Origin of the sequence: Streptomyces turgidiscabies Car8 (assembly GCF_000331005.1) — a bacterium.
GTDB classification, from domain to species: Bacteria; Actinomycetota; Actinomycetes; order Streptomycetales; family Streptomycetaceae; genus Streptomyces; species Streptomyces turgidiscabies.
Window position 1 is genome coordinate 1 of record NZ_AEJB01000024.1, and the last position, 21,833, is coordinate 21,833.

Sequence of the window (21,833 nt, forward strand, 5' to 3'; positions counted from 1 at the left end):
GTCACCTCGCCGCGAGCAGCCCGTCGATCTCCCGCATCTGGTCCGCGGTGAGCGGGCCGTGCTCCATCGCGGCGGCGTTCTCCCGCACCTGGGCGACCGTCCGGGCCCCGGGCACGGGCAGCAGCGAGGGTGAACGCGCCCACAGCCAGGCGAGCGCGCCCTGGGCGAGCGTGCGGCCCCCGGAGGTCAGGATGTGCCGTACGGACTCCAGCGCCTCGGCGAGTTCCTTCACCGGGGCGCCGTCCTGGAAGTAGTTGAGCCAGTCCGGGGAACGGCGCCGGAAGTCCTGCTCGTCCGTGATCAGGGAGCCCAGCGGGTGCGCGCCGGTGAGCAGGCCGGTGCCCAGCGGGCCCCGTGCCAGTCCGGGGATGCCGTGCTCCTCGCAGAGCCCGATGAGGGCGGGCGCGTCATGCACCACGTTGACCTCGAACTCCAGGCCCCCGAAGCCGGGTCGGCCCACCCAGGCGGCGGCGAGCTCCGGGTCGTCCGTGGACCAGCCGTACGCGCGGATCGCGCCCTGCGTCACCAGGTCCTGGAGGGTGCCCAGCAGCTCGTCGGCCTCGGCGACGGGCAGGCCGGACAGGTGGAGCAGGTAGAGGTCGAGGTAGTCGGTGCGCAGCCTGCCGAGGGAGGCTTCCAGGGCCTGGCGGACGTAACCGGGGGTGGCGTTCTGGCCGGTGAGCTGCCGGGCCTCCTCGTCGATGGTGTTGCCCCACTTGGAGACCAGGGTGATCCGGTCGCGCTTGCCCGACAGGGTCTCGCCGATCAGCCGCTCCGCGGTGCCCGTGCCATAGGCGTCGGCCGTGTCGTAGAGCGTGATGCCGCTGTCGTACGCGGCCCGGAACACGTCCGCGGCCTCCGCACGGTCGAACCGGGCGCCCCAGCCGAGGGGTTGGTCACCGGCGGCGGAAGGGCCGCCGAGCGCCCAGGTGCCGAGCCCGAGGGCCGACACCTCGGGCCCGTCGGCGACAAGGGTTCGTCGCTGGTCGTTCATGTCACTCCTTTGTGTCGCATACTTCGGTTTCCGGGTACTGGTGTCCTCACCGGTACCTTCACTGGCGTATCGGGCAGTTTGTCGATCTTCTCTCGGCCGGCCAGCAGCAACACCCCGCCCGCGCCGAGCAGTTCGGCCACTGTGCAGACCACTCTGCTGGCCAGCGCCGCCGCGCCCGCCTGGGCCCAGGGCAGGACGGCCGACAGCGCGGCGAGCAGGACGAGTTCCCGGGTGCCGGCGCCGTCGGGCACCACCAGGGTGAGCGCCCCGACGACCGTGGCCAGGGCGAACGCGCCCAGACAGACCGGCAGGGCCTCTCCAGGCGAGGCGCCGAGGAGGACGGCGACCAGCCACAGGTGCAGCCCCGAGACCGCCCAGCACAGCGTCTCCAGCCCGATCGCGGCCCGCACACTCCGGTCGGAGAACTCCCCCGACGGCGGCTCGCGCCGCAGCAGCCGGGCCGCCCCCGACACCACACGCAGCAGCAGACGGGGGCGCCACAGCACGGCGAGGGCGAGCGGAGCCGCGGCCAGCAGCCACCAGCCGCCGGCGCCGAGCCCCGGAGCGCACAGCAGCCCCACGACGGCGGCCGTGAGCAGCACCACGACCGTGTTGAGCAGATAGGCCGTCACCATCCGGCCCGCGCCGACGCCGGCCGCTCCGCCGAGCCGGACGTAGGCCAGCACGCCCCAGACGGGCCCCGGTATGTACTTGCCCAGCAGCGCCAGGAAATAGATGCGCGCGCTCCGCCGGGCCGGCAGCGGTGCGCCGAGCCCGGTCAGCCCGGCCCGCCAGGAGGCCCAACCGGCAAGCTGGCCAAGGATTTTGGCCAGCAGCGCGCAGCCGAGCAGCGCGCCGGCCCCGGGCCCGGAGAACATCGCCAGGACGTCGTCGCCGTGGCCCCACAGCACCGCGCCCATGCCGACGGCGGCAGCGGCGAGAAACGTCACCGCCAGGACCGCCCTGACAAGGCGCCGGCTCCGGTTCATCGGGACGCCCGCACGGAGACGACGGTTTCCTGGAGACGGTGGTCGGAGATCTCCGGCAGCGAGGTGAGCGCGTACCGGTATGTCTTCAGGCCCGTAGAGGTGAACGTCCAGTCGAGCCGCCACAGCCTCAGCCGGCCCTGCTCGTTCCACGAGAGGGGCAGGACCGAACCGCCGTGGTCGGCCGCGTCGTCCAGTGCCGAACGCAGCGGCCGCAGATCGCCCATCGCGGCGGTGGTGTTGAAGTCCCCGGCGACCAGCAGGGGGTGGGGGTTGGCGCCGATGTCGTCGAGCAGCCCCCGGTACTGGGCGCGGCGGGCCGCCTCACGGTCGTGGATCACCCGGTAGAAGGTGGGCGTCAGAAAGCTCTCACGCATGTCCACCTGGACGGGGATGTGCACGTTGTAGAGGGAGACGACGTCCCCCCGGACGCGGATGTCGGTGCGCAGCACCTTCCCGGTCCGGTAGACGTCGTACCAGTCGGGCGAGGCGGCGTGGGCGGTGGCCCCGTACGGACCGACCGGCGGGCGGTAGACGATCGGGTACCGGGAGAGCGTGACGAGTTCGCCCTGTACGGCCACGTGGTACTGGGGGAACTCCCGCCGTATCCGGGCCATGTCGTCGATCCGCCGCTCGTTGGCGTCGTCCTGGTCGCTCCAGACGTACTCCTGGAGCAGGTACACGTCGGCGTTCCGTGCCTTCAGCGCCTGGTAGAAGCGGTCCGGGGTGGTGCTCTTGCCCCAGGCCAGGGTGTTGAAGGAGACGACGCGCAGCGCGCCGGGAGGTACCTCGCCGGTGCCGTTCCACAGGGCGGCCGGGTTCAGGCCCGACCACGGGTATCCGAGGACCAGCCCGGCCAGGGCGAGACCGGTGACGGCCAGCGCGGGCCGCCGGGGCACCCTGCGCCGGGCCAGCCGAGCGGCGGGGACACCGGCGAGGAGCAGCAGGGGTACGGCGAGAAAGGCGACCGGCGGTTCGAGGTTGAGCGCCATCATGGCCCACCAACGGCCGCTGAGCGCGTACTGGAGGAGGAGAAGCACGAGCCAGCCGGCGCCGACCGCGAGCAGCAGCCGGGTGTAGAGGCACCAGCGGCGCGGGGCGACGGGGCCGGGTCCGGGAGCGACGACGCCGGAACCGGGCGAGGGAGCGGCGGTGGTGGCCGCGCTGACATCCGTACTGATGTCCGTACTGCTGTCCATACTGGGCACCGTTTCCTCAGTGTCAGCGGGCGGGCAGAACGGCGACCGGGGCGCCCTCGCGGTCGTACAGAGCCCTGAACCGGCCGGAGAGCAGCCAGTGCAGTACCCCCGTCACCACTCCGGAGGCCACCGCCAGGTTGAAGACGAACTGGACGGCGACGAAGAACAGCAGGAAGCCGGTGCCGCGCGCCGAGCGCACATAGCGGTACATGCCGAGGTCGCAGCCGAGGGAGAGAGCCAGCAGCCCGGCGGGCAGCAGCCAGCCGACGGTGCCCACGAGCAGCGGCAGCAGCAGGGCGGGCAGTGCCATGAGCGCGGCGAGGCTTCCCCAGGCGCGGGACGCGGTCTCGAAGCCCTTGGCGAACCTGCGCCGGCGGGCGTACAGCGGCACGCGCAGCCGTGCCCGGGTGAAGATCTTGCGGGCCAGCGGCAGGAGTTCGTGGTCGTCGTCGTGGGTGCCGCGGACGGTGGAGGTGAGGATGAGGTCGTAGCGCGCGGAGAGCCGCAGCCCGTAGTCCACCTCCTCCGTCTGCCGCAGCCGGGCGTCGAACGGCCCGACGTCGTCGTACACCCGGCGCCACATGGCGCAGATGGACGGGAAGAGGAAGGTGACCGTGCCCTCCGCCGTCTCTCTCCAGTAGTAGGCCTGGAGCGAACGGCACTCCTCGACCATGCTGTCCCGGATCAGCGGCACGGGTTCGTAGATCCCGCACACGGCACCGGCGTCGGGCTCGGCGAGGAGTCTGCCCACGGCGTTGTGCACGGCGTCGGGGGCGAGTGCCACGTCGGAGTCGAGGAAGAGGAGCACCTCGCCGTTCGCGTGCCGGACACCGACGTTGCGGGTGGCCGCGACCCCGCTGTTGGTACCGGTGCTGAGCACGGTGACCCCGGCCTCGCGGGCGATGTGCGCGGAGTCGTCGGTGGAGCAGTCGTCCACGACGATCACTTCGAGGTGCGGGTACGTCTGCCGGCGTACCGAGTCGAGGCACAGGCCGATCGTGCGGCCGTAGTTGTAGTTGGGGATGACGACGGAGACCAGGGGGAGCGAGTCCATGGCAAATCGTTCCTTCAGTGAGGTCGGCGAGGTCAGTGCAGAGCCGCGAGGCATACGGCCGTCAGCGCGGCCCACAGCAGACCGCTGCCGACCAGCAGCCGGTCGCCGGAGAGGGTGCGGACCGGGTCGGCTCCGCCGTGTCCGACGAGCAGGAGCTGCAGGTAGCGGAAGACGGCGAAGAACGCGCAGGGCGCGGTGAGCAGCACCAGGGTCGCCGTGCCGTCCTGGAGGGCCATGTCCGAGCGGACGCAGAGCAGATAGCCGACGGTGGCCAGGGTGGCACTGATCACGGTCAGATGGTCCAGGTAGGGGACGGTGTAGCCGCGCAGCGCGGGCCGGTGGGTGGCGTTTCCCCGGGCCAGTTCGTGCCGCCGTTTGCCGAAGACGAGCAGCAGGCAGACCGAGAACACGGTGAGCAGCAGCCAGCCGGAGGCGGGCACGTCGACGGCGGTGTAGCCCTGGAGCGTGCGGAGCACGAACCCGAGGGCCACGCAGAAGGCGTCGACGAGCGGGATGTGCTTGAGCCGCAGGCTGTAGGCGAGGTTCAGCCCGAGGTAGACGAGGACGGGCCAGCAGCGGGCCGGTGAGGCGAGGACGACCCCGCCCGCGAAGAGCGCGCACACCACGGCCAGGAAACCGAGGGCGGTCGGGACCCGCAGTCGGCCGGAGGCCAGCGGGCGGTGCCGTTTGACGGGGTGCAGGCCGTCACGGTGCCGGTCGAGGACGTCGTTGAGGACGTACACGGCCACGGAGGCGAGCACGAACAGCCCGGTCGACCAGGCGATACCCAGCACCGTGTCGGTTCCCCAGACCGGCATCGTGATCAGGGCGAGCGCCACGGCCAGCGGGTTCTTGGCCCACTGGTAGGGGCGGGACAGGGTCAGCAGCTCGGCGAACGGACCGCGCCGGCGGGCGGGTTGTGGGGGAGTCGGGGGAGCGGCGAGCGCGGGCGCGTCGGGAGCCGGGCGCGTACCGGGCGTGGTGACGGTGGACATGGTGATCTCCTCGTGCCAGAAGTCGAGGGAGAGCAAAGGGAGTTGTGTGGGGGGATACAGCGCCGTACGCCTCAGAAGAGGACCTTGGCCAGTCCGAGGGCGCCCTGCCGCCAGGGATCGCGGCTGGTCCGGCCGGCCCGGGCGGCCTGAGCCCCGCGCGGCTGCTGACGCCACCAGCGGTACGTGGCGAGGATGGCGTCCCGGTTGGAGCTTCGGGGGACGAAGCCGAGCGTTTCCCGGATGTGGTCGGTACTGACGTACGAATCGGCGCGCAGCTTCTGCAGGAGCCGCCCGTAGACCGGGGACAGCCGGGCCTTCTGGAGCAGTTGGAGCGCGGCGAGGGCGGGCCCGGCCGGGACGGAGACGATACGTCTGCCGTGTCCCGCTTCGTCCAGGACGGCCTGGAAGTCCTCGCGGAGGGTGCCGAACTCGGCGGCGGCGACGTTGAATGTGCCGTTCGCGACGTCCGCGGAGGCGGTGGCGGCAAGGACGACGGCGTCCACCAGGTCGTCGATGGCGAGCATCTGGATGCGTACGTCACCGCGGCCGAGCACGGGGAAGTTGCGTCCCTCCTCGGCCCACTCGAAGAGCATCGAGAACAGCCCCATGCGACCCGGCCCCACGAAGGTCTTGGGGCGCAGCACCGGCAGCACCATGCCCTCGTCCCGGAAGTTCAGCGCGAGCGCCTCGGCCTCGGCCTTGGCCCGGCTGTAGTGGTCGACGGGGGCGTACGGATGGGTCTCGGGGGTGGGGACGACGTCCGGGAGTCCGTAGACGGCGGTCGAGGAGATGTGCACGGTACGGGGCACGTCCAGCCGGCGGGCGGCGCTCAGCAGGGTGCGGGTGCCGCCGACGACGATGGAACGGATCTCCTCGGCCGGGTAGCTGGGCAGGGCCGCCGCGCAGTGCACCAGCAGGTCGGCGCCCTCCAGGGCGCGGCCCACCGCTTCCGGGTCGCGGATGTCGCCGGTGATCTCCCGTACGCCGGACGGCTGTTGACCGCTGGGGGCGATGTCGAGGCCGGTGACGGACCAGCCGTCGGCGGCGAAGCGCGCGACGAGGTTGCGGCCCAGCATGCCGCTGCTGCCCGTGACGACGACGCGGCTCACCATCGGGCCAGCACCCGGTCGCGGGCGAACTTGGTGAGCAGGCCCGGCAGTCCCTTGGCGAGGGTCGCGTCCAGGCTCTCCAGGAAGTAGTTCACCTCGGCCGGCTCGACGACCAGGGAGGGAGCCACCACCAGCGGGTTGTCCCCGTTGGGGCTGAAGTAGGTGAGGATGCCGTGCTCGCGGTAGAGCTCGGCGATCACCGCACTGGTGATCAGCTTCGTACGGAACTTCGGGTCGGCCGACAGCCCCGAGGGCGCCAGCTTGCCCGCCAGGTCGAGGAGTTTCGTACCGCCTCCGAGGAAGACGCCGTGGATGGCGCCGACGCCTTCGGTGGCGGTCACCGTCTCGGGGTGCTTGCGCTGGATCTCGGCCAGCCCGTGGGTGAGCATCTCCTCGATCTTGCGGGCCCGGCCCGGGTAGTCGTCCTCCACGATGATGTTGACGGCCTCGATCGCGGTGGCCGTCTCCTCCCCGAAGCCGTAGTAGGTCGTGGAGTGCAGGATCACCTCACTGAGCCGGTCGTAGGCCTTGCGGAACACCGGCTCCCGGGTGGTGTACCCGGCGATGGAGGCCTTGCCGCCGCCGAAGGACTTGGAGTAGGTGAGGATGTCCGGTATCAGCCCGTCGTACCGCATGAAGTAGAAGAGGCTGCCCGACTTGCCCCACCCCGTGTAGACCTCGTCGAAGATCAGGACGATGTCCTCCCGGGTGCACAGCTCCCGCAGTTCCCGCAGCGCGGCCTCGCTCCAACTGTTCATGGTGGACGCGCTGAAGGGTTCCACCATGATCGCGTAGACGTCGCAGGAGCCGTCGGCGGTGCGGTGCGTGGCCACCAGGTCACGGATGGCGTCGATGTCGCCGTACGGATACGTCACGTTGGGGATGCCGGGGAAGCGGAAACTGTTCTCCAGGGAGCCGGTGAGGCTGCCGGTGGCGATCAGTTTGCCGTGGAAGCTGATGTCCGACCGCAGGATCGTCTGCCGCTTGCCCTCGTGGTACTTGTACGCCAGCTTGATCGCGCCCTCGTTCGCCTCGGCGCCCGAGTTGGGGAAGTACGAGATGTCGAGGTCGCCGGGGAGGAGGCGGCCGACGTTGTGGCTGAGGGCGGCCACGTAGGGCGAGAGGAACGCCTTGTGGACCTCCATCCGGTGGCGTTCGGCGAAGCGCCTGCGGGCTTCGAGGATGCGCGGGTGGTTGTGCCCGTGGTTCAGCACCCCGACGGCTCCGGTGAAGTCCAGGATCCGGGCGCCGTCCCGGGTGTGCAGCCAGACCCCCTCGGCTTTCTCGATCAGCTGCTTGCCGAAGCCGAACGTGGTGGTGAGGGACACGTGACTGCGGCTCACGTAGTCCCGGTAGAGAGCCTGTACCTGCTTGGCGCTGAGCTGTTCGCACTGCTCGATTCCGATGAGCTCGGGCATGAGTGGCTTCCTCTCTCGTCGCTGCTGGGTTGCGTTGTCTCCGCGCTGGTGCGAGTGGAGGGCCTACGGCCAGTCGATCAGGACGTGCATTGCTGACCACCACCTTGTGGGTCCGCTGGGGAGGGCACGTGCTCCGGTGTTGCCAAACGAACGTAACAGCGCTTGCCAGAGCTTGGCAAGTACTTGCCAAGACGGTGGGTAATCACCCCGTGACGTGCGGATGTTCCCCTTTTACCTGCTCAGATAGGCAGGGGTAGGGCAGGTGAAGATCTCGTGAACGGGCGGGGATCTACCGGTCAAAGCGTTCGTTGAATCGCTTCAGGCATATGCTTGCCAGAAATGGCACGCGCATCGGCGCTGCCGAACTTGGCAAATCCTTGCCAGGCCTCGTGCGCCCGGCTAGCGTGGTCACGGCGTCGGGGGACACATCACGCATCTCATCGAGGTGGCACAGGCCCTGCCGGACGAGGCCCGGCCACCCTCACGAACGACTGGTGGAGACCACATGGTGGAGCAACCTGCCTTCGGACGCCGCCTCAGGGAACTGCGCAAGGAGCGGGGGCTGTCCCAGGCAGCCGTCGCCGGCGACAACATGTCGACCGGCTATCTGTCCCGGCTGGAGTCGGGGGCGCGTCAGCCGACCGCTCGTGCCGTCGCCTACCTGGCCGAGCGGCTCCACGTGGACCCGGTCGAGTTCGACGAACCGAGCGTCGGTTCGGTCGCCGAGGCCCTCGCGCTGGCCACGTCGTCCGGCGGGGGCGACGAGGCGCTGCAGAAGCTGGCCGCCGCCCTGGAACAGTCACCCGCCGTCGATCCGACGCTGCGCTGGCAGGTGCTCTGGCTTCTCTCCGGCGCCGCGGCCGGACGCGGCGCCCGCGCGGAGGAGGCCACCCTGCGCGAAGAACTGGTGCGCACCGCCGAGGAACTGATGATTCCCGAACTGCAGTGCCGGGCCCGCGCCCAGCTCGCCCGCTGTCTGCGCTCCCTCGGCGAGATCCCGCGGGCGCTGGAGGCCGCGCAGGAGGCGAGCCGGCTGGCCCACGACCACAAACTGTCGGTCCAGGACACCGGTGCGGCCCTGCTGACGCTGGTGTCGGTGGAGGCGGAGGCCGGCCGGCTCTTCGACGCCCGGGCACACGCCGACGACCTGCTGGCCCTGGTGACGGAACGTACGGACACGCTGCGCGCGGAAGCCCTGTGGGCCGCCGCCACGGTGAGCTTCCGTCAGGGCGACTCCGACGCCGCCCGGCAACGACTGGAGCAGGCCATAGGGGAGTTCGACAGCCGCCTCGACCTGGTCCTGTGGATGAGACTGCGGCTGGCCGCCGCCTCCCTCTATCTCCAGGTCTCGCCCCGGCAGCTCGACGAGTGCAGGCGGCGCCTGGACGAGGCGGAGCCGGCACTCGCCCTGGTCGGCACCCCGGTGCTGCGTCAGGAGATGTTGACGCTTCGGGTGCATCTCGCCTTCGAGGAGGGTAGGTACGAGGACGCGCGCGCGGCGCACGACGAACTCGTGCTCGACGAACTGAGGCTCACCTACCGGGACCGCATCAGACTCGACATGCTCCACAGCAGGCTGCTGATCCAGGAGGGCCACACGCAACAGGGCAGCGCCCAGCTGCGGGAACTCGCCGAACGGGCCCAGCAGACGTCGAACATCGACCTGGCCGCCGAGATCTGGCGGACCCTCGCGGAGACACCCGAACGACAGTGAGGTGAACATGGACCGCACTCCCTGGTCACCGGCCCCCGTCGGCGTGGGCAGACGTCTCGACGTCGTCCAGTGGGCCACCGGCAACATAGGCACCGGCTCACTGCGGGCCGTACTGGAACACCCGGGGATGTCCCTGACCGGTGTCTACGTCCACTCCCCGGAGAAGTCCGGCCGCGACGCCGGTGACCTGTGCGGACTCGGCTCCACCGGGGTCAGGGCGACCCATGACATCGACGAGGTCCTGCGCCTCGGCGCCGACTGCGTGCTCTACATGCCGCGCGCGTGCGACCTCGACGAGGTGTGCCGGATCCTGGAGTCGGGCGCGAACGTCGTCACGACCCGGGGCGAGTTCCACCACCCGCCGAGCATGGATCCGGCCGTACGGGATCAGGTCGAGGCCGCCTGCGCGCGCGGCGGCACCTCGATCCACAGCACGGGCAGCAGCCCCGGCTTCATCACCGAGGCCGTCCCACTGGTCCTCGCGTCGGTCCAGCGCCGGCTGGACCGCCTGACCATCCAGGAGTACGCCGACCTGTCCCGCCGCGACTCACCGGGGATGCTGTTCGACGTCATGGGGTTCGGCAGCGCACCCGGGGACTTCGACGAGGGCCGGCTGTCCCACATCCGCGGCAGCTTCGGCCCGTCCCTGCGCCTGGTCGCGGACGCCCTCGGCCTGCCGCTCGACTCCGTCGTCGCCACCGGAGAGCTCGCGACCGCCCGCCGTAAGACCACCATCGCCGCCGGTACGCTCCCGGCCGGCACGGTGGCGGCGCAGCGGATGACGGTCTCCGGCCTGCGCGACGGCGAGACCCTCCTCCGCTTCCAGGCCAACTGGTACTGCACCCCCGACCTCGACCCCGTCTGGGACGTCCGCCCCACGGGCTGGCACCTGTCGGTCGAGGGTGACGCCCCGCTCGACGTCGACATGCGCCTGGCGGTCCCCCTCGACCGCATGGCGTCGGTGTCCCCGGGCTACACCGCGCACCGCGCCGTGAACGCGGTCCCGGCGGTCTGCGCGGCGGCCCCCGGGATCCGTACGACACTCGATCTGCCGGCGTTCACGGCGACGCTGGCCTGAGGGATCAACTCCCGCTCCGTCAACCGGCGTTGTGTGCCGCTGCGATCAGCAGCAGCCACCGGCGACGGCCGGTTCCTTCGAGTCGGAGTCGGAGTCGGAGCCGGCGAGGGAGAGGGAGTCGGCCGGGGTCGCGCCGGTGCAGCAGGTGCTGTCCTGCTGCTTGGCCAGGGAGCCGGCGTCGGCCTTGACGACGTACACCTCCCAGGGTTCCTGGCCGGGGCCGTGGACCCAGACCTTGTCCTGGAGGGCGTAGCAACAGGTGGTGTCGTTCTCCACGTCGGTGATCAGGCCGGCCTCACCCAGGCGGGCCGTGGCGGCCTGGACGGCCTCGGTGCTCCCGACCTCCACCCCGAGGTGGTCCAGGCGCGTCGCCTCGTCCGCGGTGCCCTCGATGAGGACGAGCTTGAGCGGAGGCTCGGCGACGGCGAAGTTGGCGTAGCCGTCGCGGAGTTTGGCGGGTTCGGTACCGAAGAGCCTGCTGTAGAAGGCCACGGACGCGGCGAGGTCGGGGACGCGGAGGGCGAGCTGTACGCGGGATGTCATGGCGAACCTCCTGGGGTCGGGAGCGGGGGCGAGGGCCCCTGGCTTCCTTGCTTCGATATCCATCGATCTACTGTGCTGCCAGCATGACACTTGTATCGACGAACGTCAACATAGACATTCATCGAATCAACAGGCCTGCTTAGACATGTGTCAACATAGATGCATGTCGAATACGAAGGTGCTGCCGCTGCTCGATCCGGCCCCCGGCCAGGCCGGGGCGCCCTGCTGCCCGCCGCTGACCGAGCGCCCGTTCACCGCGGAGGAGGCCGAGACGGCCGCGCGGATGTTCAAGGCGCTCGGTGATCCGGTGCGCCTGCGGCTGTTCTCGGCGGTGGCCTCCCACGAGGGCGGGGAGGCCTGTGTCTGCGACATCTCCGACGTCGGCGTCTCCCAGCCGACCGTCTCCCACCACCTGAAGAAGCTCAAGGAGGCCGGCCTGCTCAGCTCCGAGCGACGCGGCACGTGGGTGTACTACCGGGTCGAGCCGTCGGTCCTGGCCGCGATGGGCAGACTGCTGCTGACGACCACGCCGGCCGCGGTCTAGTCACTCCCGGGGCGCCCGTGCCCCGTGCCCCGGGACCTGCGGCACGTCCACGTCATGACCGCCGCGGTGTTGCTGCCGTCGGTGCCGTCAGTTGCCGACCGGGGCGAACCTCCGCCGCCAGGCCAGGGAGACGTACACCAGCGCGACCAGGACCGGGACTTCGATGAGCGGGCCGACGACACCCGACAGTGCCTGGCCCGAGGTGACGCCGAAGGTGGCGATGGCGACGGCGATGGCCAGCTCGAAGTTGTTGCCGGCGGCCGTGAAGGCGAGGGTCGCCGTGCGGTCGTAGGCCAGGCCGATGACCTTGCCGAGGGCGAACGTGCCGAACCACATCACCGCGAAGTACACCAGCAGGGGCAGCGCGATGCGGGCGACGTCGAGCGGCTGCGAGGTGATCGTCCTCCCCTGCAGGGCGAAGAGGACGACGATCGTGAAGAGCAGGCCGTACAGCGCCCAAGGGCCGATCTTCGGCAGGAAGTCGGTTTCGTACCTCTCGCGGCCCAGCCTCTGTTCGCCGACACGGCGGGTGAGGAAGCCCGCCAGCAGGGGGACGCCGAGGAAGACGACCACGTTCAGCGCGATCTTCCACATCGAGATGTCGAGGTGCTCGCCGTCGCCGAGGCCCAGCCGGCCGGGCAGCAGGTCGAGGTAGAACCAGCCGAGCAGGCCGAACGCCAGGACCTGGAAGACCGAGTTGAGGGCCACGAGTACGGCCGCCGCCTCACGGTCGCCGCAGGCGAGGTCGTTCCAGATGATGACCATCGCGATGCAGCGGGCCAGCCCGACGATGATCAGGCCGGTGCGGTACTCGGGCAGGTCCGGCAGGAAGACCCAGGCCAGCGCGAACATCACGGCCGGTCCGACGATCCAGTTGACGACCAGCGACGAGACCATGAGCTTCTTGTCGCCGGTGACGGCGTCGAGTCTGTCGTAGCGGACCTTGGCCAGGACCGGATACATCATGATCAACAGGCCGAGGGCGATCGGCAGGGAGATGCCGCCGACCTCGACCTTCGCGAGGGCGTCGTTCAGGCCGGGGACGACGCGACCGAGTCCGAGTCCGAGAGCCATGGCGACGAGGATCCACACGGCGAGGAATCGGTCCAGCGTCGACAGCTTCGCGACGACCGAGGAGCCCTCGGTGGGGGACGTCGCGGACACTTCGGTACGGGTCACGGACAAGCCCTCTTGTTCCCGGCGGCGGTGCGGGCGGACTCGGCCAAGTCGGCGAACCGGCCCGCGAGTTGGGCGATGACGTCCGGGCGCAGCCGGTAGTAGGTGTACCGGCCGCACGGCTCCGTCTCGACGACACCGGCCTCGCGCAGCACTCTCAGGTGATTGGAGAGGTTGGTCTGGCGAGCGCCGGTCTCCTCCATCAGGTGGGTGGTGCACAGCGTCTCTTCGGCGAGCAGGGTCACGATCCGGAGCCTGAGTGGGTCGGCCAGGACCCGGATCAGGTCAGTGTCGGCGGACGTCATCATGGGCTGATACTTTCACATCATTCTGTACTGATACCAGCCAGGTCTGATATCAGTGCAGAATGACGTCAGTAGGGGGTGGCATCCGCACCGCTACTGATGCCAGAACCTCGACGTTCGACGATCGACGTTCCACGTCCGACTCCTGACGTTCGACGCTTGACGAAGGAAGAACCGATGTCCTCCCCGCCGCTCGCCTCTGTGCTCTTCGTCTGCGTCCACAACGCCGGCCGTTCCCAGATGGCCGCCGGATTCCTCGCCCACCTCGCGGGCGACCGGATCGAGGTCCGCTCGGCCGGCTCCCTCCCCGGCGACCGGGTCAACCCCTCCGCCGTCGAGGCCATGCGGGAAGTCGGCATCGACATCGCCGCCGCCCGGCCGAAGGTCCTCACCGCCGAGGCCGTCCAGGCGTCCGACTACGTCATCACCATGGGCTGCGGCGACGCCTGCCCGGTGTTCCCCGGCCGGAAGTACCTGGACTGGGCCCTGGAGGACCCGGCGGGCAAGGGCGTCGAGGCGGTCCGCCCCATCCGCGACGAGATCAGGGGCCGTATCGAGGCCCTGATCACCGAGATCGACACGGCTCGGGAGACCTGAGCGCGAGGCGGCGCGATCTGCCGGTGGAAGCCGAGAAGGGCATCGGCGCCCAGCATGCCGCCCGCGCTGGAGCCGGGGGCGGTGCGCTGTCCGACCTCCGCGGTCACCGTGAACGCCTGGACCAGCTCGCGCGGCGAGCGCACGTGGATACCGGCCGTGCGGAACGTGTCGGCGGCGTTCCCCCGCAGGATGTCGATCTGGCCGACGACAGCCGCGTGGTCACCCGCTGCGGTCGGGCACCGGACCAGGCGCGATTCGAGAGCCGCACAGGCAGACGTAGACCGGGGCCGCGCACGGGAAACAGTGATCGCACCGTGCGCATACCGCAGCATGCTTGCCGTTACGGCTGACACGGCGCGCATCACGGTGACGCTCCCCACCGAGCAGGTGGCGGAGCTGAGAAAGGTCACGGACAACGTCTCCGGCTACGTGGCCGAAGCGGTCGCCCGACAGATCCGGCACCAGCTCCTCGGTGCCGGATCTGCGCAACCACGCGGACGAACACGGCGCGTTCGGTGAAGAGGAGCTGGCAAGCGGCGCGGGCACGGGTTTTCGGTGCGACGCAAGCCCCGGGCGGCGCGAGTGCCGCGTGAGCGGGCACATCGAGAGCATTGTCCTCGACAGCGAGGGGCTGTCGGCCTGGATCGCCCAGGACCGGCAAATCGGGGCGATGTTCCAGGTGTTCCACGACATGGGCGCCGACCTCGTGGTCAGTGCCAACACCATCGTGGAGGTGAGCCACTCCAGGCTGGATCTGCCTCGGCTGCAATGGGCGCTGTCCCGGGCAAGGTGGAGCCGGTCACGGAGGCTAGCGGCCAAGGCGGCGGCACAACTGCTCAAGGACACCGGTCTGCACGGGCACAAGTACGCGATCGACGCGACAGTCGCGGAAACGGCCCTGCGCCGGCCCGGCCCGGCTGCCATCCTCACGTCGGACGTCGATGGCATGACCCGGCTGTGCGGCAGCAAGGTCCGGATCATCGGACTCTGACCGCTGCCGCTGAGAGAACAACGAAGAAGGGCCCCACCCTGAGGTGGGGCCCTTCGACATCGTGCCCGGTGAGGCACTGGCGGAGGATACGAGATTCGAACTCGTGAGGGGTTGCCCCCAACACGCTTTCCAACTCTGCTGGTTGCCGTTCCTGGTGGTTCAGGGCCGTTCAGATCCTGCGTGCCGCCGTCTGCTGACACGGCTCTGAACGAGCACGAACTTCCACGGATGAGACTGCCGTTGAGACTGAGCGACTGCATCACGAGCACCACCACAGTCGCGCCGGAGGCTCATGTGCGCGCTTCTTCGACTCATGTCAACCCCTTGTTCGTTGCGCTCCTCGATGCGAACCACGGGCAGGGGGTCGCTGAGGCTCCTCTACAGCAAAACGCCGCCTGACGGGTCGCCCTCAGACAGCCGTTGTGGTTAATACACCATCTGGCTAATTTCGGTTGAAGCCTCACGCTTCGGTGCAAGATGGGTCTACCATATGCACACCACACGGAGGTGGCATATGCCGAGGCATCAGTTTGCACTGTACGAGATTCGCGTTCGTAGGATCCAGGAACCGAAGTCGTTTCGCCAGGTGTATAGCTTCAATCCACGCAAAGACGATCTATTTGAGATCTATACGAAGTTCCTAGTGGATGGTGTAGGGACGAAGGGTGTAACGGTCGAGAAATCCGAGCGCTACGCTCGACTGCACTCGATAGAGGAGTCGCAGCGGACCCTCTGGTTCACGGTCGAATCTGGACGGTATGGAACTCCTGGAAAAGTGGTCGCCACTGAGACTGGGGATGACGCATATGAAATTCAGGACGATGATGCGGCAGCCTATCCACTCCGACAGGCACTGTTTGTCCCAAGGGCCGGCGACTTCGCTCTCTGGGCCACGGAAGTAATTGGCCACACGAGCGCGATCAGTTCACTCACTGTGATGTTCCGCGACTGGTTCAAAACTCGATACGACTCCGAGCGGCTGATGATCGAGATCAACTATTTCCAGGACACGAACGCCTGGACTAAGTTCATAGAGGAATCCAGCCTTCAGGAGATCACTTACATCACGCGAGAGCGCGATGGCGATGACAGGAACGTGGGAACGCGAGTTCAAGAGCATCGCATCAAAGCCGCTCGTCGCCTCCGCCTGCCGCGAGAATGGATCAGGAGCGCCATCGCCAAGAGCCTTCCCCCCGATGCGGTCTTCTCTGTGCGTGGCTTGCCGGAGGCTGACGAGGTTCGCCTACAGATCGAACGGGGCGGTAGGTCCCGTACCATCGTCGTTGATCGTGACTGGCCACGGTTCAACTATGCACTTGAGGGGCCTCGCAACGGTCCACCCGGTGACGACGTGTTCCGTCGCGAGGTGTTGTCAGAGGTAGGTGCTTCACTGGAGTACCTGGGCGCGGACCGAGGCGCCTGGATGATCTAGACACGGCCACACAAGGGGGCCCGCCGTGAGTGGTAAGTGGGATGTTCGGGACATCGCGGCGGCTAACTTCGGCACCTACGTTGACGCTGACGGCAAAAGGCGTGCCGGCGATATCGTAGTCTTCTTTGCCCTGCCGCTCATGCTGGGGGTTACTTGTGGAATCTTGCGGCACTACGAGCGCCTGCACATTCTTGACGCCTCGAAACTAATCGGCGGAATTGGCATCTTCACGGGACTATTGTTTGGACTCTTGACGAACGTCTTCACTTTGAGTTTGCGCGTTCGTCGAGATGAAGAACTCCACCCCGACCATGCCATTATTCGAGATGTGCGGGACCTTTTTGCGAATCTAAGCTGGGCAGTTCTGGTAGGCCTACTACTTGTTGTTCTTCTCGTTGCGGTATCCGCCACTCACGATGCCAAAAAATCTATTGGTGTCGCATGGACTGTGGTCCTTGTTACCGTGTTCTCTCACCTAATTCTAGCTCTCTTGATGAGCCTCAAACGCCTGTGGTTTGCGCATCAAAATGTTTCTGCCCTGCCACCTAAGGTCAATAAATAGGTTCATGGTTGGGGCGTGATCTTCGAGGCTCGCGCCAAAGTGGCTGGCTAAAGTCGCGGAGCCGCTCGCCCCACCGCGAGTAGATGAGAGCTTGCGGCGAGCAACTCTGGGTATGGCTCAGCCATCCGCGCGGCCGTCATGGCGGACGCGATCAGCTCATCCGTGGGCCCCTCGCCCGGCTGCTGTTCGACAGCTTTCACGAGCGACCATGCCGGACCCTCGATCCCGAACACCTGCACGTCGCTGAGCCCCGATTCCCGAAGCTCGTCAGCGAGTTCTTCCGCGCGGTGGAAGTACGCCAGGGTGAAGTGTGCGCCGTCGTGCACGGCAGTGCGGAGGATCTTCGAGATTGTCTCCTGCATGCGCTCGGTGTGCAGATGCGCATAGGTGACGTGCTCGAAAAGTGAGGCGTAGCGGTTGATCGCCGCTGCGGCGACCAACCCGCCCGGTTTCACGACGCGTCGGGCTTCCGAGAGCGCCGTACGGCGGTCGCTGGCGTCGGGCAGGTGGTAAAGCGGGCCGAGGAGTTGCACGACGTCGTAGCTGTCATCGGCCGCGTCCAGCTCGCGTGCGTCTCCGAGAGCCGCCGGGCAGACAGCGGAGGCCTGTTCAACGTGGCGAGGAACGGGGTCCACCAAGGACACTTCGTATCCGTCCTTCACCAGCCACTCCGCATGCACTCCGGTGCCGCCACCCACGTCCAGTACACGTGCTGGCGCCGGCGGCAGGAAGCGGCGCAAGAGTTCCTTGGTTCGGGCCAGTTCGAGACGGCCGTCTGCCGAGCGATGCAGGCGGCTGCCCTCGTTCACGGTCTCGCCGTAAAAGCGCAGGACAGAAGGGGCCAATTCGCGATTCGACATAAGAGCAGTATGGTGTGTACCGGTGGACCAGTCCACCCTGGAGTGCCGGAAGGGAAGTCATGGCCCTACTGAAGTACGAGGAGATCGCGGAGTCACTACGTGCGCGTATCGCCGCTGGCGAGTTCGAGCCGGATGAGCCTCTGCCGTCCGGACGTGACCTCGCGGAACAGTGGTCGGTGTCGCGGGCGACCGCCATCAAGGCAATGGACGTGCTGCGCAACGACGGCGTTGTCGTGGCCAAGCAAGGGACCGGGTTCGTCGTGACGAACACGCCCGTGGCGCGACCTGCGGGGGCACGGCGAGCGGGTTCCGCTCGCATCTCTGGAGGCATGCCCTATGAGAGGATCGGTGAGCCGGATTGGGCCGAGCCTCCGGTGCGCGTGGCCGCCGCCCTGCGCATGGACTCGGGAGTCTCCGCATTGCGGCGCATCCGACTCCACCGGCTCCCGGACGGGAGCCCGCACAGCTACGCGGAAGCGTGGTTCCCGCCGGAGGTCGCGGAAGCCTCTCCCCGGCTTGCGGACACCGCTCCCATTGCCGAGGGAACGACTCGTTACGTTCGTCGGCAGACCGGCCGCTATCCGGCGGAGGGGGTGGATGTGACCACGGTGCGGCTTGCAACCGAGCACGAGTCACACCACCTGGCGCTGTCTGAGGCGACGGCCGTTGCTGTCATCCTGCACACCGCGTACGACCAACAAGGGCGCCCGCTTGTATGTGAAGAGGGGGTCACGCCGTCCCCCCGCTATGAGCAGGTGGAGACCTATGCGATGTAGGCCTGAGTTACCCATAGAAGAGCTGGACCGGTCCGCCGGTCCAGCTTTTTTGATGCCCTTTCAGCTCTCTGACCAGCAAGGACGCGTTGAATGTCGACAAAGTAGGTTCCGCCTGGCTTGACTGGACCGGTCCACCGGTCCAATCTATGGATGTGCCCGGAGGAAAGCCCGCAGGGGTGAGTGCGAAGGAAGCGCCGATTGATTGAGAACTCAACAGTGTGCCGACCCAGCCACCTGAACACGGGTGGTCGATGGGTCGCCTCCCCTGCCCGGCCACGACGGGCGTACGCAGCAAAGCAGGCAGGGGAACGGGGCCCGCCGATCCATTCGGCGCCGGCCCACATCTACGACACGTCAGGGGTCCACATGTTCGGCATGAAGTCGCAGGAGTCCACCACCGACCTGACCTCCCCGGAAGCCGTGCAGATCGGCCAGGAGGTCTACGACCGCATCACGTCCGGCGAGTGCACGGACGCGGTGGCGGAGCTGAACGAGGCCTACGGCCGCAACGGCTGACCAACCCGCCACACCAAACGGCGCGCGGCGCCCGGGGTGCAACCCGGGCGCCGCTGTTGGGCCGTCACACCTGCTAGGGAGATCACGACCCATGAAGCACATCGTCACTGCTCAGGAAGCTGTTACCGCGTTCGCCGACTGGATGGAGCCGACGGCCGCTGAGCTGGACGGCATCGAGCGCGAGATGCCGCTGATCCTCGCGGAGTCGACCTGCTGGACGCCGCAGATCATCACCATGGACCGCACCCCCACCGAGCTGGACGTCCGCCGTATCCGCCGGGCCCGCCGCCGGGTGCTCGCCGCCGGCCGCGAGCTGGCCAACACGACCATGCCGCTCGTTCCGGGGGTGGGCGTGTGAGCACCACCGACCAGAACCTGACGGCCGCGCACGCCGAAGTGAAAGCGGAGATCGCACGAACCGACACCAAGACCGGTCTGCTGCTGGCGTTCGTCGGCGCGGTCCTGGCCGGTGCCTGGACCGTGGCCAAGGATCTGCCGCTGAACCCCGCCGCTTACCTCGCCGGCGGGGTCGGCCTGGCACTGCTGGTGGCCGCCGCCGGTCTGCTGCTGCGGTCGGTCCGTCCGAACCTGCGCGGCCGGCACGGCTTCCCGCTGTGGGCCACACTCACCGCCGACGAGATCCCTGGCGCGATCTCCTCGGACCTGGCGGCGGATGTCGCGGGACTGTCCCGCATCGCGCTGGCCAAGTTCACCGGCCTGCGCCGTGCGGTCGACCTGACCTGCACCGGCGGCGCCCTGCTCATCCTCGCTCTCCTGCTCACCCTGGGGAGCCTGCGGTGAGCGAGCGGACGACGGCGCGGGAGTTCACGGCGCAGATGTCCATCCGTGAGAGCCGGTGGCGTCTGTACGTGGTGCTGCTGAACACCTGCGAGAGGTGGCCGGAGCACCCGTTCGGGCACGCGGTCCCGACGTTCACGGACCGTACGGACGCGCTCAGCGTGCTCGGCTTCGAGCCGGTGCCGGGCGCTGAGTGGACGTGGACCGAGTACAGCGAGACCCCTGACGATCCCTCTTCCCCGGTCGGCCTGATTGGCGCGATCCGGGTCCGTTCATGGTCGGAGGTGAGTGTATGAACACCGTTCAGATCCGTTCGGCGGAGCGGGCGTTGTCGGTCGGTACGTGGCTGATCGTGGCGGGAGCGATGCTGTATTCGATCCTCACCGTCACCCCGCTCGCTGCCGCGCACACCCCCGACAGGTGGGACTGGACCGCACCCATCCTTCCCCTGGTCGTGGATGCCGCTGTGGTCATCGTGGTCCGGTTGGACGCGGTGCTCGCCCGGCTCGGGGGCAACGGCGGGCGCTGGCCGATCGTCCTGCGGTGGATGACCGGCTGCATGACTCTCGCCCTCAACGTCGCCGACTCCGCACTCAAGAACGACCTGGTCGGCGTGGCGGTGCATGCGGTCGCGCCGCTGCTGCTGATCGTCACGGCAGAGACCGGACTCGCCTACCGGCGGGCCATCACCGCCGCCGTGCTGGCACTGGAGGTCAGGCAGCAGGCCGAGCGTGAGGCCCGTGAACGTGCCCTGACCGAGCGGCGTGACGTGGCCGCCCGGCGGGAGCGTGAGGAGCGCGAGCACGCGGCGGCTCTGGTGCGTGAACAGCGCGAGCACGAAGCGCTCATGGTCCGTGAACAGGCTGAGCGGGAGGCCGCCGCGCGGCGCGAGGAAGCCGAGCGCGAGCAGGCCCGCGAACAGGCCGAGCGGGCCGAGCGTGAACACCGTGAGCGTGAGCGTGAACAGGCCCGGCGGGAGCGTGAACGCCGTGAGCGGGAGGCCGCCGAACGCGCTGAGCGCGAGCGGACCGAGCACGCGGAGCGGGCGGCGCGTGAACGGGCCGCGCTGCTGTCCGCCGGCCCGGCCACGGACAAGCTCCCCGAGGACGATGCCCGCGCGATCGTGGCCGCCGCCCGTGCGGAGGGCATGTCGGTGCGGACCGCTGCCGAGCTGTGCGGCTGGTCGGTGGGCTGGGTCTCCACCCGGTACGCCGAACTGCGCGGCCCCGTCAACGGCGTTGCGGTCGACCTCGCCGGTACGGGCCACTGATGACCACCGCATCGGCGGGCGGCTCGCTGCCCGTCTACCGGTGGCGGCTCGCCCCGGACGGATATGCGACCTACCGCCAACTGCGCGCCCTCGGACTGCGCCCCGGTGGTCAGGACGTGGCCGCTCAGCTTGAGCGGCCACGTCGCCGGCGGGGCCCGCTGATCGCCTACCTCTACCGCATCGACCACGCCAAACCGGTGCGTGCGATGACCCCGGGCCGGTGGGCCGCGCTCGACAAGGCGAACCTCGCCCGCCGTACGTGCCCCCAGTGCCGTCGTGACGCGGGATACGTCATCCCCACTTCGCTCGGCATGTGTGTGCCCTGCGCCTACCCCAACTGATCGTGAGGGAGGACCTGATGAACCATCGTGACCCGCCGGGGATCATCGCCCCGCACATTCCCGCCGACGACTACCGCCGCGCGCAAGCCACTGGGCAACCCGTCGTCATCGTCGTGCAGACCAGCGACCGCAGCGGGCGCCCGCTGGGTCACTACCTGGTCCCGCTGGTCATCGCGGGTGCGAGCGTCATGGGCTGCTGGGGACTGGTCGCCGCGCTGTGCGCGCTGCTCGATGCCGCCGCGCACACGGTCACCGTCATCGCGCAGACCGCCGGGCCCATCGGCGTCGGCGGCATCACCTTCCGCCTCACCCGCCCCAAGCACTGACCCTGCACCGCGCCCCGCCCGCCTACGGCCCCGCGCCCCGCAACGGGCCGGAAGCCGTAGGTGGCCCGCAGGGCGCCCGAAGGGTCTTCCGGGTGGGGTTTGACCCCCGGAGGGCTGTTCGGGCGCGAGAGGCCCCGTGGCGACGCAGGGTGACGGAAGTTTCCGTCCTCGCGCGCACACGCGTAGGGGTCCCCTAGGAAACCAGGAAACCGGAAACACCTTCACTGCGCGTGACCGCGCGCGTGTGGT

At 68.8% G+C, this 21,833-nt stretch carries 26 protein-coding genes and 1 pseudogene; 16 read left to right on the forward strand and 11 right to left on the reverse strand.

Going from position 1 to position 21,833, the window contains the following annotated elements; all coding sequences use genetic code 11:
- Position 1: 1 nt before the first annotated feature.
- From STRTUCAR8_RS01955 to STRTUCAR8_RS01985, 7 genes are all read right to left on the reverse strand, one after another.
- Positions 2-994: an aldo/keto reductase gene (locus STRTUCAR8_RS01955; protein WP_006373725.1), complete on the reverse strand. Its 993-nt coding sequence runs from the start codon at positions 992-994 to the stop codon at positions 2-4.
- Complete coding sequence (locus tag STRTUCAR8_RS01960) at positions 991-1,983, reverse strand: lysylphosphatidylglycerol synthase domain-containing protein (RefSeq protein ID WP_044471478.1); 993 nt, start codon at positions 1,981-1,983, stop codon at positions 991-993. Before STRTUCAR8_RS01960 ends, STRTUCAR8_RS01955 begins: the two co-directional genes overlap by 4 nt.
- Positions 1,980-3,179 (reverse strand): endonuclease/exonuclease/phosphatase family protein, encoded by a 1,200-nt coding sequence (locus STRTUCAR8_RS01965; protein ID WP_006373717.1) that lies wholly within the window; start codon positions 3,177-3,179, stop codon positions 1,980-1,982. The genes STRTUCAR8_RS01960 and STRTUCAR8_RS01965 overlap by 4 nt, the downstream gene beginning before the upstream one ends.
- A 22-nt stretch (positions 3,180-3,201) precedes the next feature.
- Complete coding sequence (locus STRTUCAR8_RS01970; protein WP_006373710.1) at positions 3,202-4,233, reverse strand: glycosyltransferase family 2 protein; 1,032 nt, start codon at positions 4,231-4,233, stop codon at positions 3,202-3,204.
- 32 nt (positions 4,234-4,265) lie between these two features.
- The gene (locus STRTUCAR8_RS01975; RefSeq protein WP_234372762.1) at positions 4,266-5,228 is read right to left on the reverse strand and encodes a UbiA prenyltransferase family protein; all 963 of its coding nucleotides are present in this window, start codon (positions 5,226-5,228) and stop codon (positions 4,266-4,268) included.
- Between the two features lie 71 nt (positions 5,229-5,299).
- Positions 5,300-6,340: an NAD-dependent epimerase/dehydratase family protein gene (locus STRTUCAR8_RS01980; protein WP_006373719.1), complete on the reverse strand. Its 1,041-nt coding sequence runs from the start codon at positions 6,338-6,340 to the stop codon at positions 5,300-5,302.
- Positions 6,334-7,755: an aspartate aminotransferase family protein gene (locus STRTUCAR8_RS01985; protein WP_006373711.1), complete on the reverse strand. Its 1,422-nt coding sequence runs from the start codon at positions 7,753-7,755 to the stop codon at positions 6,334-6,336. Before STRTUCAR8_RS01985 ends, STRTUCAR8_RS01980 begins: the two co-directional genes overlap by 7 nt.
- Positions 7,756-8,260: 505 nt before the next feature.
- On the opposite strand from STRTUCAR8_RS01985, the gene STRTUCAR8_RS01990 reads away from it, so the two are divergent.
- Both STRTUCAR8_RS01990 and STRTUCAR8_RS01995 read left to right on the forward strand, forming a co-directional pair.
- Entirely contained in the window at positions 8,261-9,469 is a 1,209-nt protein-coding gene (locus tag STRTUCAR8_RS01990) for a helix-turn-helix domain-containing protein (RefSeq protein ID WP_006373704.1), read from the forward strand.
- A 7-nt stretch (positions 9,470-9,476) separates the two neighbouring features.
- A complete protein-coding gene (locus tag STRTUCAR8_RS01995; RefSeq protein WP_006373709.1) occupies positions 9,477-10,547 on the forward strand; it encodes an NAD(P)H-dependent amine dehydrogenase family protein in 1,071 nt (356 codons plus the stop codon).
- A 45-nt stretch (positions 10,548-10,592) separates the two neighbouring features.
- Here the strand turns inward: STRTUCAR8_RS01995 and STRTUCAR8_RS02000 are convergent, their stop codons facing one another.
- Entirely contained in the window at positions 10,593-11,090 is a 498-nt protein-coding gene (locus tag STRTUCAR8_RS02000) for an ArsI/CadI family heavy metal resistance metalloenzyme (protein WP_006373720.1), read from the reverse strand.
- A gap of 163 nt (positions 11,091-11,253) precedes the next feature.
- On the opposite strand from STRTUCAR8_RS02000, the gene STRTUCAR8_RS02005 reads away from it, so the two are divergent.
- Positions 11,254-11,634 carry an ArsR/SmtB family transcription factor gene (locus STRTUCAR8_RS02005; RefSeq protein WP_006373707.1) on the forward strand — a complete coding sequence of 127 codons (381 nt, stop codon included), beginning with the start codon at positions 11,254-11,256 and terminating at the stop codon, positions 11,632-11,634.
- 87 nt (positions 11,635-11,721) lie between these two features.
- On the opposite strand, the gene arsB is transcribed toward STRTUCAR8_RS02005, so the two are convergent.
- On the reverse strand, positions 11,722-12,813 hold the full coding sequence (arsB, locus tag STRTUCAR8_RS02010; RefSeq protein WP_044471479.1) for an ACR3 family arsenite efflux transporter: 1,092 nt from the start codon (positions 12,811-12,813) through the stop codon (positions 11,722-11,724).
- Positions 12,810-13,118: an ArsR/SmtB family transcription factor gene (locus STRTUCAR8_RS02015; RefSeq protein ID WP_006373715.1), complete on the reverse strand. Its 309-nt coding sequence runs from the start codon at positions 13,116-13,118 to the stop codon at positions 12,810-12,812. The genes arsB and STRTUCAR8_RS02015 overlap by 4 nt, the downstream gene beginning before the upstream one ends.
- A 174-nt stretch (positions 13,119-13,292) precedes the next feature.
- On the opposite strand from STRTUCAR8_RS02015, the gene STRTUCAR8_RS02020 reads away from it, so the two are divergent.
- The 5 genes and pseudogenes from STRTUCAR8_RS02020 to STRTUCAR8_RS52240 all read left to right on the forward strand — a co-directional run bounded on the left by STRTUCAR8_RS02020 (position 13,293) and on the right by STRTUCAR8_RS52240 (position 16,697).
- The gene (locus tag STRTUCAR8_RS02020) at positions 13,293-13,712 is read left to right on the forward strand and encodes an arsenate reductase ArsC (RefSeq protein ID WP_006373724.1); all 420 of its coding nucleotides are present in this window, start codon (positions 13,293-13,295) and stop codon (positions 13,710-13,712) included.
- A 330-nt stretch (positions 13,713-14,042) separates the two neighbouring features.
- Positions 14,043-14,305: pseudogene (locus tag STRTUCAR8_RS49140) on the forward strand (hypothetical protein).
- Positions 14,302-14,703 carry a hypothetical protein gene (locus tag STRTUCAR8_RS02025; protein ID WP_006373702.1) on the forward strand — a complete coding sequence of 134 codons (402 nt, stop codon included), beginning with the start codon at positions 14,302-14,304 and terminating at the stop codon, positions 14,701-14,703. The pseudogene STRTUCAR8_RS49140 and the gene STRTUCAR8_RS02025 overlap by 4 nt, the downstream one beginning before the upstream one ends.
- A 514-nt stretch (positions 14,704-15,217) precedes the next feature.
- Entirely contained in the window at positions 15,218-16,135 is a 918-nt protein-coding gene (locus STRTUCAR8_RS02030; RefSeq protein WP_006373712.1) for a hypothetical protein, read from the forward strand.
- 25 nt (positions 16,136-16,160) lie between these two features.
- Positions 16,161-16,697, forward strand: a complete 537-nt coding sequence (locus STRTUCAR8_RS52240) for a hypothetical protein (RefSeq protein ID WP_143666385.1) — start codon at positions 16,161-16,163, stop codon at positions 16,695-16,697.
- A 47-nt stretch (positions 16,698-16,744) separates the two neighbouring features.
- Here the strand turns inward: STRTUCAR8_RS52240 and STRTUCAR8_RS02035 are convergent, their stop codons facing one another.
- Positions 16,745-17,557: a class I SAM-dependent methyltransferase gene (locus STRTUCAR8_RS02035; RefSeq protein ID WP_044471480.1), complete on the reverse strand. Its 813-nt coding sequence runs from the start codon at positions 17,555-17,557 to the stop codon at positions 16,745-16,747.
- Between the two features lie 59 nt (positions 17,558-17,616).
- Between STRTUCAR8_RS02035 and STRTUCAR8_RS02040 the strand changes: the two genes are divergently transcribed.
- The 8 genes from STRTUCAR8_RS02040 to STRTUCAR8_RS02070 all read left to right on the forward strand — a co-directional run bounded on the left by STRTUCAR8_RS02040 (position 17,617) and on the right by STRTUCAR8_RS02070 (position 21,584).
- The gene (locus STRTUCAR8_RS02040; RefSeq protein WP_006373701.1) at positions 17,617-18,333 is read left to right on the forward strand and encodes a GntR family transcriptional regulator; all 717 of its coding nucleotides are present in this window, start codon (positions 17,617-17,619) and stop codon (positions 18,331-18,333) included.
- A 366-nt stretch (positions 18,334-18,699) separates the two neighbouring features.
- Positions 18,700-18,849 (forward strand): hypothetical protein, encoded by a 150-nt coding sequence (locus tag STRTUCAR8_RS53140; RefSeq protein WP_006373714.1) that lies wholly within the window; start codon positions 18,700-18,702, stop codon positions 18,847-18,849.
- A gap of 91 nt (positions 18,850-18,940) precedes the next feature.
- Positions 18,941-19,207 (forward strand): DUF6284 family protein, encoded by a 267-nt coding sequence (locus STRTUCAR8_RS02045; protein ID WP_006373722.1) that lies wholly within the window; start codon positions 18,941-18,943, stop codon positions 19,205-19,207.
- The gene (locus STRTUCAR8_RS02050) at positions 19,204-19,650 is read left to right on the forward strand and encodes a Pycsar system effector family protein (protein ID WP_006373721.1); all 447 of its coding nucleotides are present in this window, start codon (positions 19,204-19,206) and stop codon (positions 19,648-19,650) included. Before STRTUCAR8_RS02045 ends, STRTUCAR8_RS02050 begins: the two co-directional genes overlap by 4 nt.
- Positions 19,647-19,943: a DUF6303 family protein gene (locus STRTUCAR8_RS02055; RefSeq protein ID WP_006373713.1), complete on the forward strand. Its 297-nt coding sequence runs from the start codon at positions 19,647-19,649 to the stop codon at positions 19,941-19,943. The genes STRTUCAR8_RS02050 and STRTUCAR8_RS02055 overlap by 4 nt, the downstream gene beginning before the upstream one ends.
- Positions 19,940-20,917 (forward strand): hypothetical protein, encoded by a 978-nt coding sequence (locus tag STRTUCAR8_RS02060; RefSeq protein WP_006373700.1) that lies wholly within the window; start codon positions 19,940-19,942, stop codon positions 20,915-20,917. The genes STRTUCAR8_RS02055 and STRTUCAR8_RS02060 overlap by 4 nt, the downstream gene beginning before the upstream one ends.
- On the forward strand, positions 20,917-21,258 hold the full coding sequence (locus STRTUCAR8_RS02065) for an RRQRL motif-containing zinc-binding protein (RefSeq protein WP_006373705.1): 342 nt from the start codon (positions 20,917-20,919) through the stop codon (positions 21,256-21,258). Before STRTUCAR8_RS02060 ends, STRTUCAR8_RS02065 begins: the two co-directional genes overlap by 1 nt.
- A gap of 17 nt (positions 21,259-21,275) precedes the next feature.
- The gene (locus STRTUCAR8_RS02070; RefSeq protein ID WP_006373723.1) at positions 21,276-21,584 is read left to right on the forward strand and encodes a hypothetical protein; all 309 of its coding nucleotides are present in this window, start codon (positions 21,276-21,278) and stop codon (positions 21,582-21,584) included.
- Positions 21,585-21,833 lie beyond the last annotated feature (249 nt).

Coding starts and splice junctions, on each gene's coding strand:
- STRTUCAR8_RS01990 (WP_006373704.1), top strand. CDS start 8,261: ATGGTGGAGCAACCTGCCTTCGGACGCCGCCTCAGGGAACTGCGCAAG.
- STRTUCAR8_RS01985 (WP_006373711.1), bottom strand. CDS start 7,755: ATGCCCGAGCTCATCGGAATCGAGCAGTGCGAACAGCTCAGCGCCAAG.
- STRTUCAR8_RS02045 (WP_006373722.1), top strand. CDS start 18,941: ATGAAGCACATCGTCACTGCTCAGGAAGCTGTTACCGCGTTCGCCGAC.
- STRTUCAR8_RS02070 (WP_006373723.1), top strand. CDS start 21,276: ATGAACCATCGTGACCCGCCGGGGATCATCGCCCCGCACATTCCCGCC.
- STRTUCAR8_RS02015 (WP_006373715.1), bottom strand. CDS start 13,118: ATGATGACGTCCGCCGACACTGACCTGATCCGGGTCCTGGCCGACCCA.
- STRTUCAR8_RS02060 (WP_006373700.1), top strand. CDS start 19,940: ATGAACACCGTTCAGATCCGTTCGGCGGAGCGGGCGTTGTCGGTCGGT.
- STRTUCAR8_RS02030 (WP_006373712.1), top strand. CDS start 15,218: ATGCCGAGGCATCAGTTTGCACTGTACGAGATTCGCGTTCGTAGGATC.
- STRTUCAR8_RS02065 (WP_006373705.1), top strand. CDS start 20,917: ATGACCACCGCATCGGCGGGCGGCTCGCTGCCCGTCTACCGGTGGCGG.
- STRTUCAR8_RS02000 (WP_006373720.1), bottom strand. CDS start 11,090: ATGACATCCCGCGTACAGCTCGCCCTCCGCGTCCCCGACCTCGCCGCG.
- STRTUCAR8_RS02005 (WP_006373707.1), top strand. CDS start 11,254: ATGTCGAATACGAAGGTGCTGCCGCTGCTCGATCCGGCCCCCGGCCAG.
- STRTUCAR8_RS02040 (WP_006373701.1), top strand. CDS start 17,617: ATGGCCCTACTGAAGTACGAGGAGATCGCGGAGTCACTACGTGCGCGT.
- STRTUCAR8_RS01965 (WP_006373717.1), bottom strand. CDS start 3,179: ATGGACAGCAGTACGGACATCAGTACGGATGTCAGCGCGGCCACCACC.
- STRTUCAR8_RS02035 (WP_044471480.1), bottom strand. CDS start 17,557: ATGTCGAATCGCGAATTGGCCCCTTCTGTCCTGCGCTTTTACGGCGAG.
- STRTUCAR8_RS01960 (WP_044471478.1), bottom strand. CDS start 1,983: ATGAACCGGAGCCGGCGCCTTGTCAGGGCGGTCCTGGCGGTGACGTTT.
- STRTUCAR8_RS01955 (WP_006373725.1), bottom strand. CDS start 994: ATGAACGACCAGCGACGAACCCTTGTCGCCGACGGGCCCGAGGTGTCG.
- STRTUCAR8_RS53140 (WP_006373714.1), top strand. CDS start 18,700: ATGTTCGGCATGAAGTCGCAGGAGTCCACCACCGACCTGACCTCCCCG.
- STRTUCAR8_RS02020 (WP_006373724.1), top strand. CDS start 13,293: ATGTCCTCCCCGCCGCTCGCCTCTGTGCTCTTCGTCTGCGTCCACAAC.
- STRTUCAR8_RS01980 (WP_006373719.1), bottom strand. CDS start 6,340: ATGGTGAGCCGCGTCGTCGTCACGGGCAGCAGCGGCATGCTGGGCCGC.
- STRTUCAR8_RS01975 (WP_234372762.1), bottom strand. CDS start 5,228: ATGTCCACCGTCACCACGCCCGGTACGCGCCCGGCTCCCGACGCGCCC.
- STRTUCAR8_RS01970 (WP_006373710.1), bottom strand. CDS start 4,233: ATGGACTCGCTCCCCCTGGTCTCCGTCGTCATCCCCAACTACAACTAC.
- STRTUCAR8_RS01995 (WP_006373709.1), top strand. CDS start 9,477: ATGGACCGCACTCCCTGGTCACCGGCCCCCGTCGGCGTGGGCAGACGT.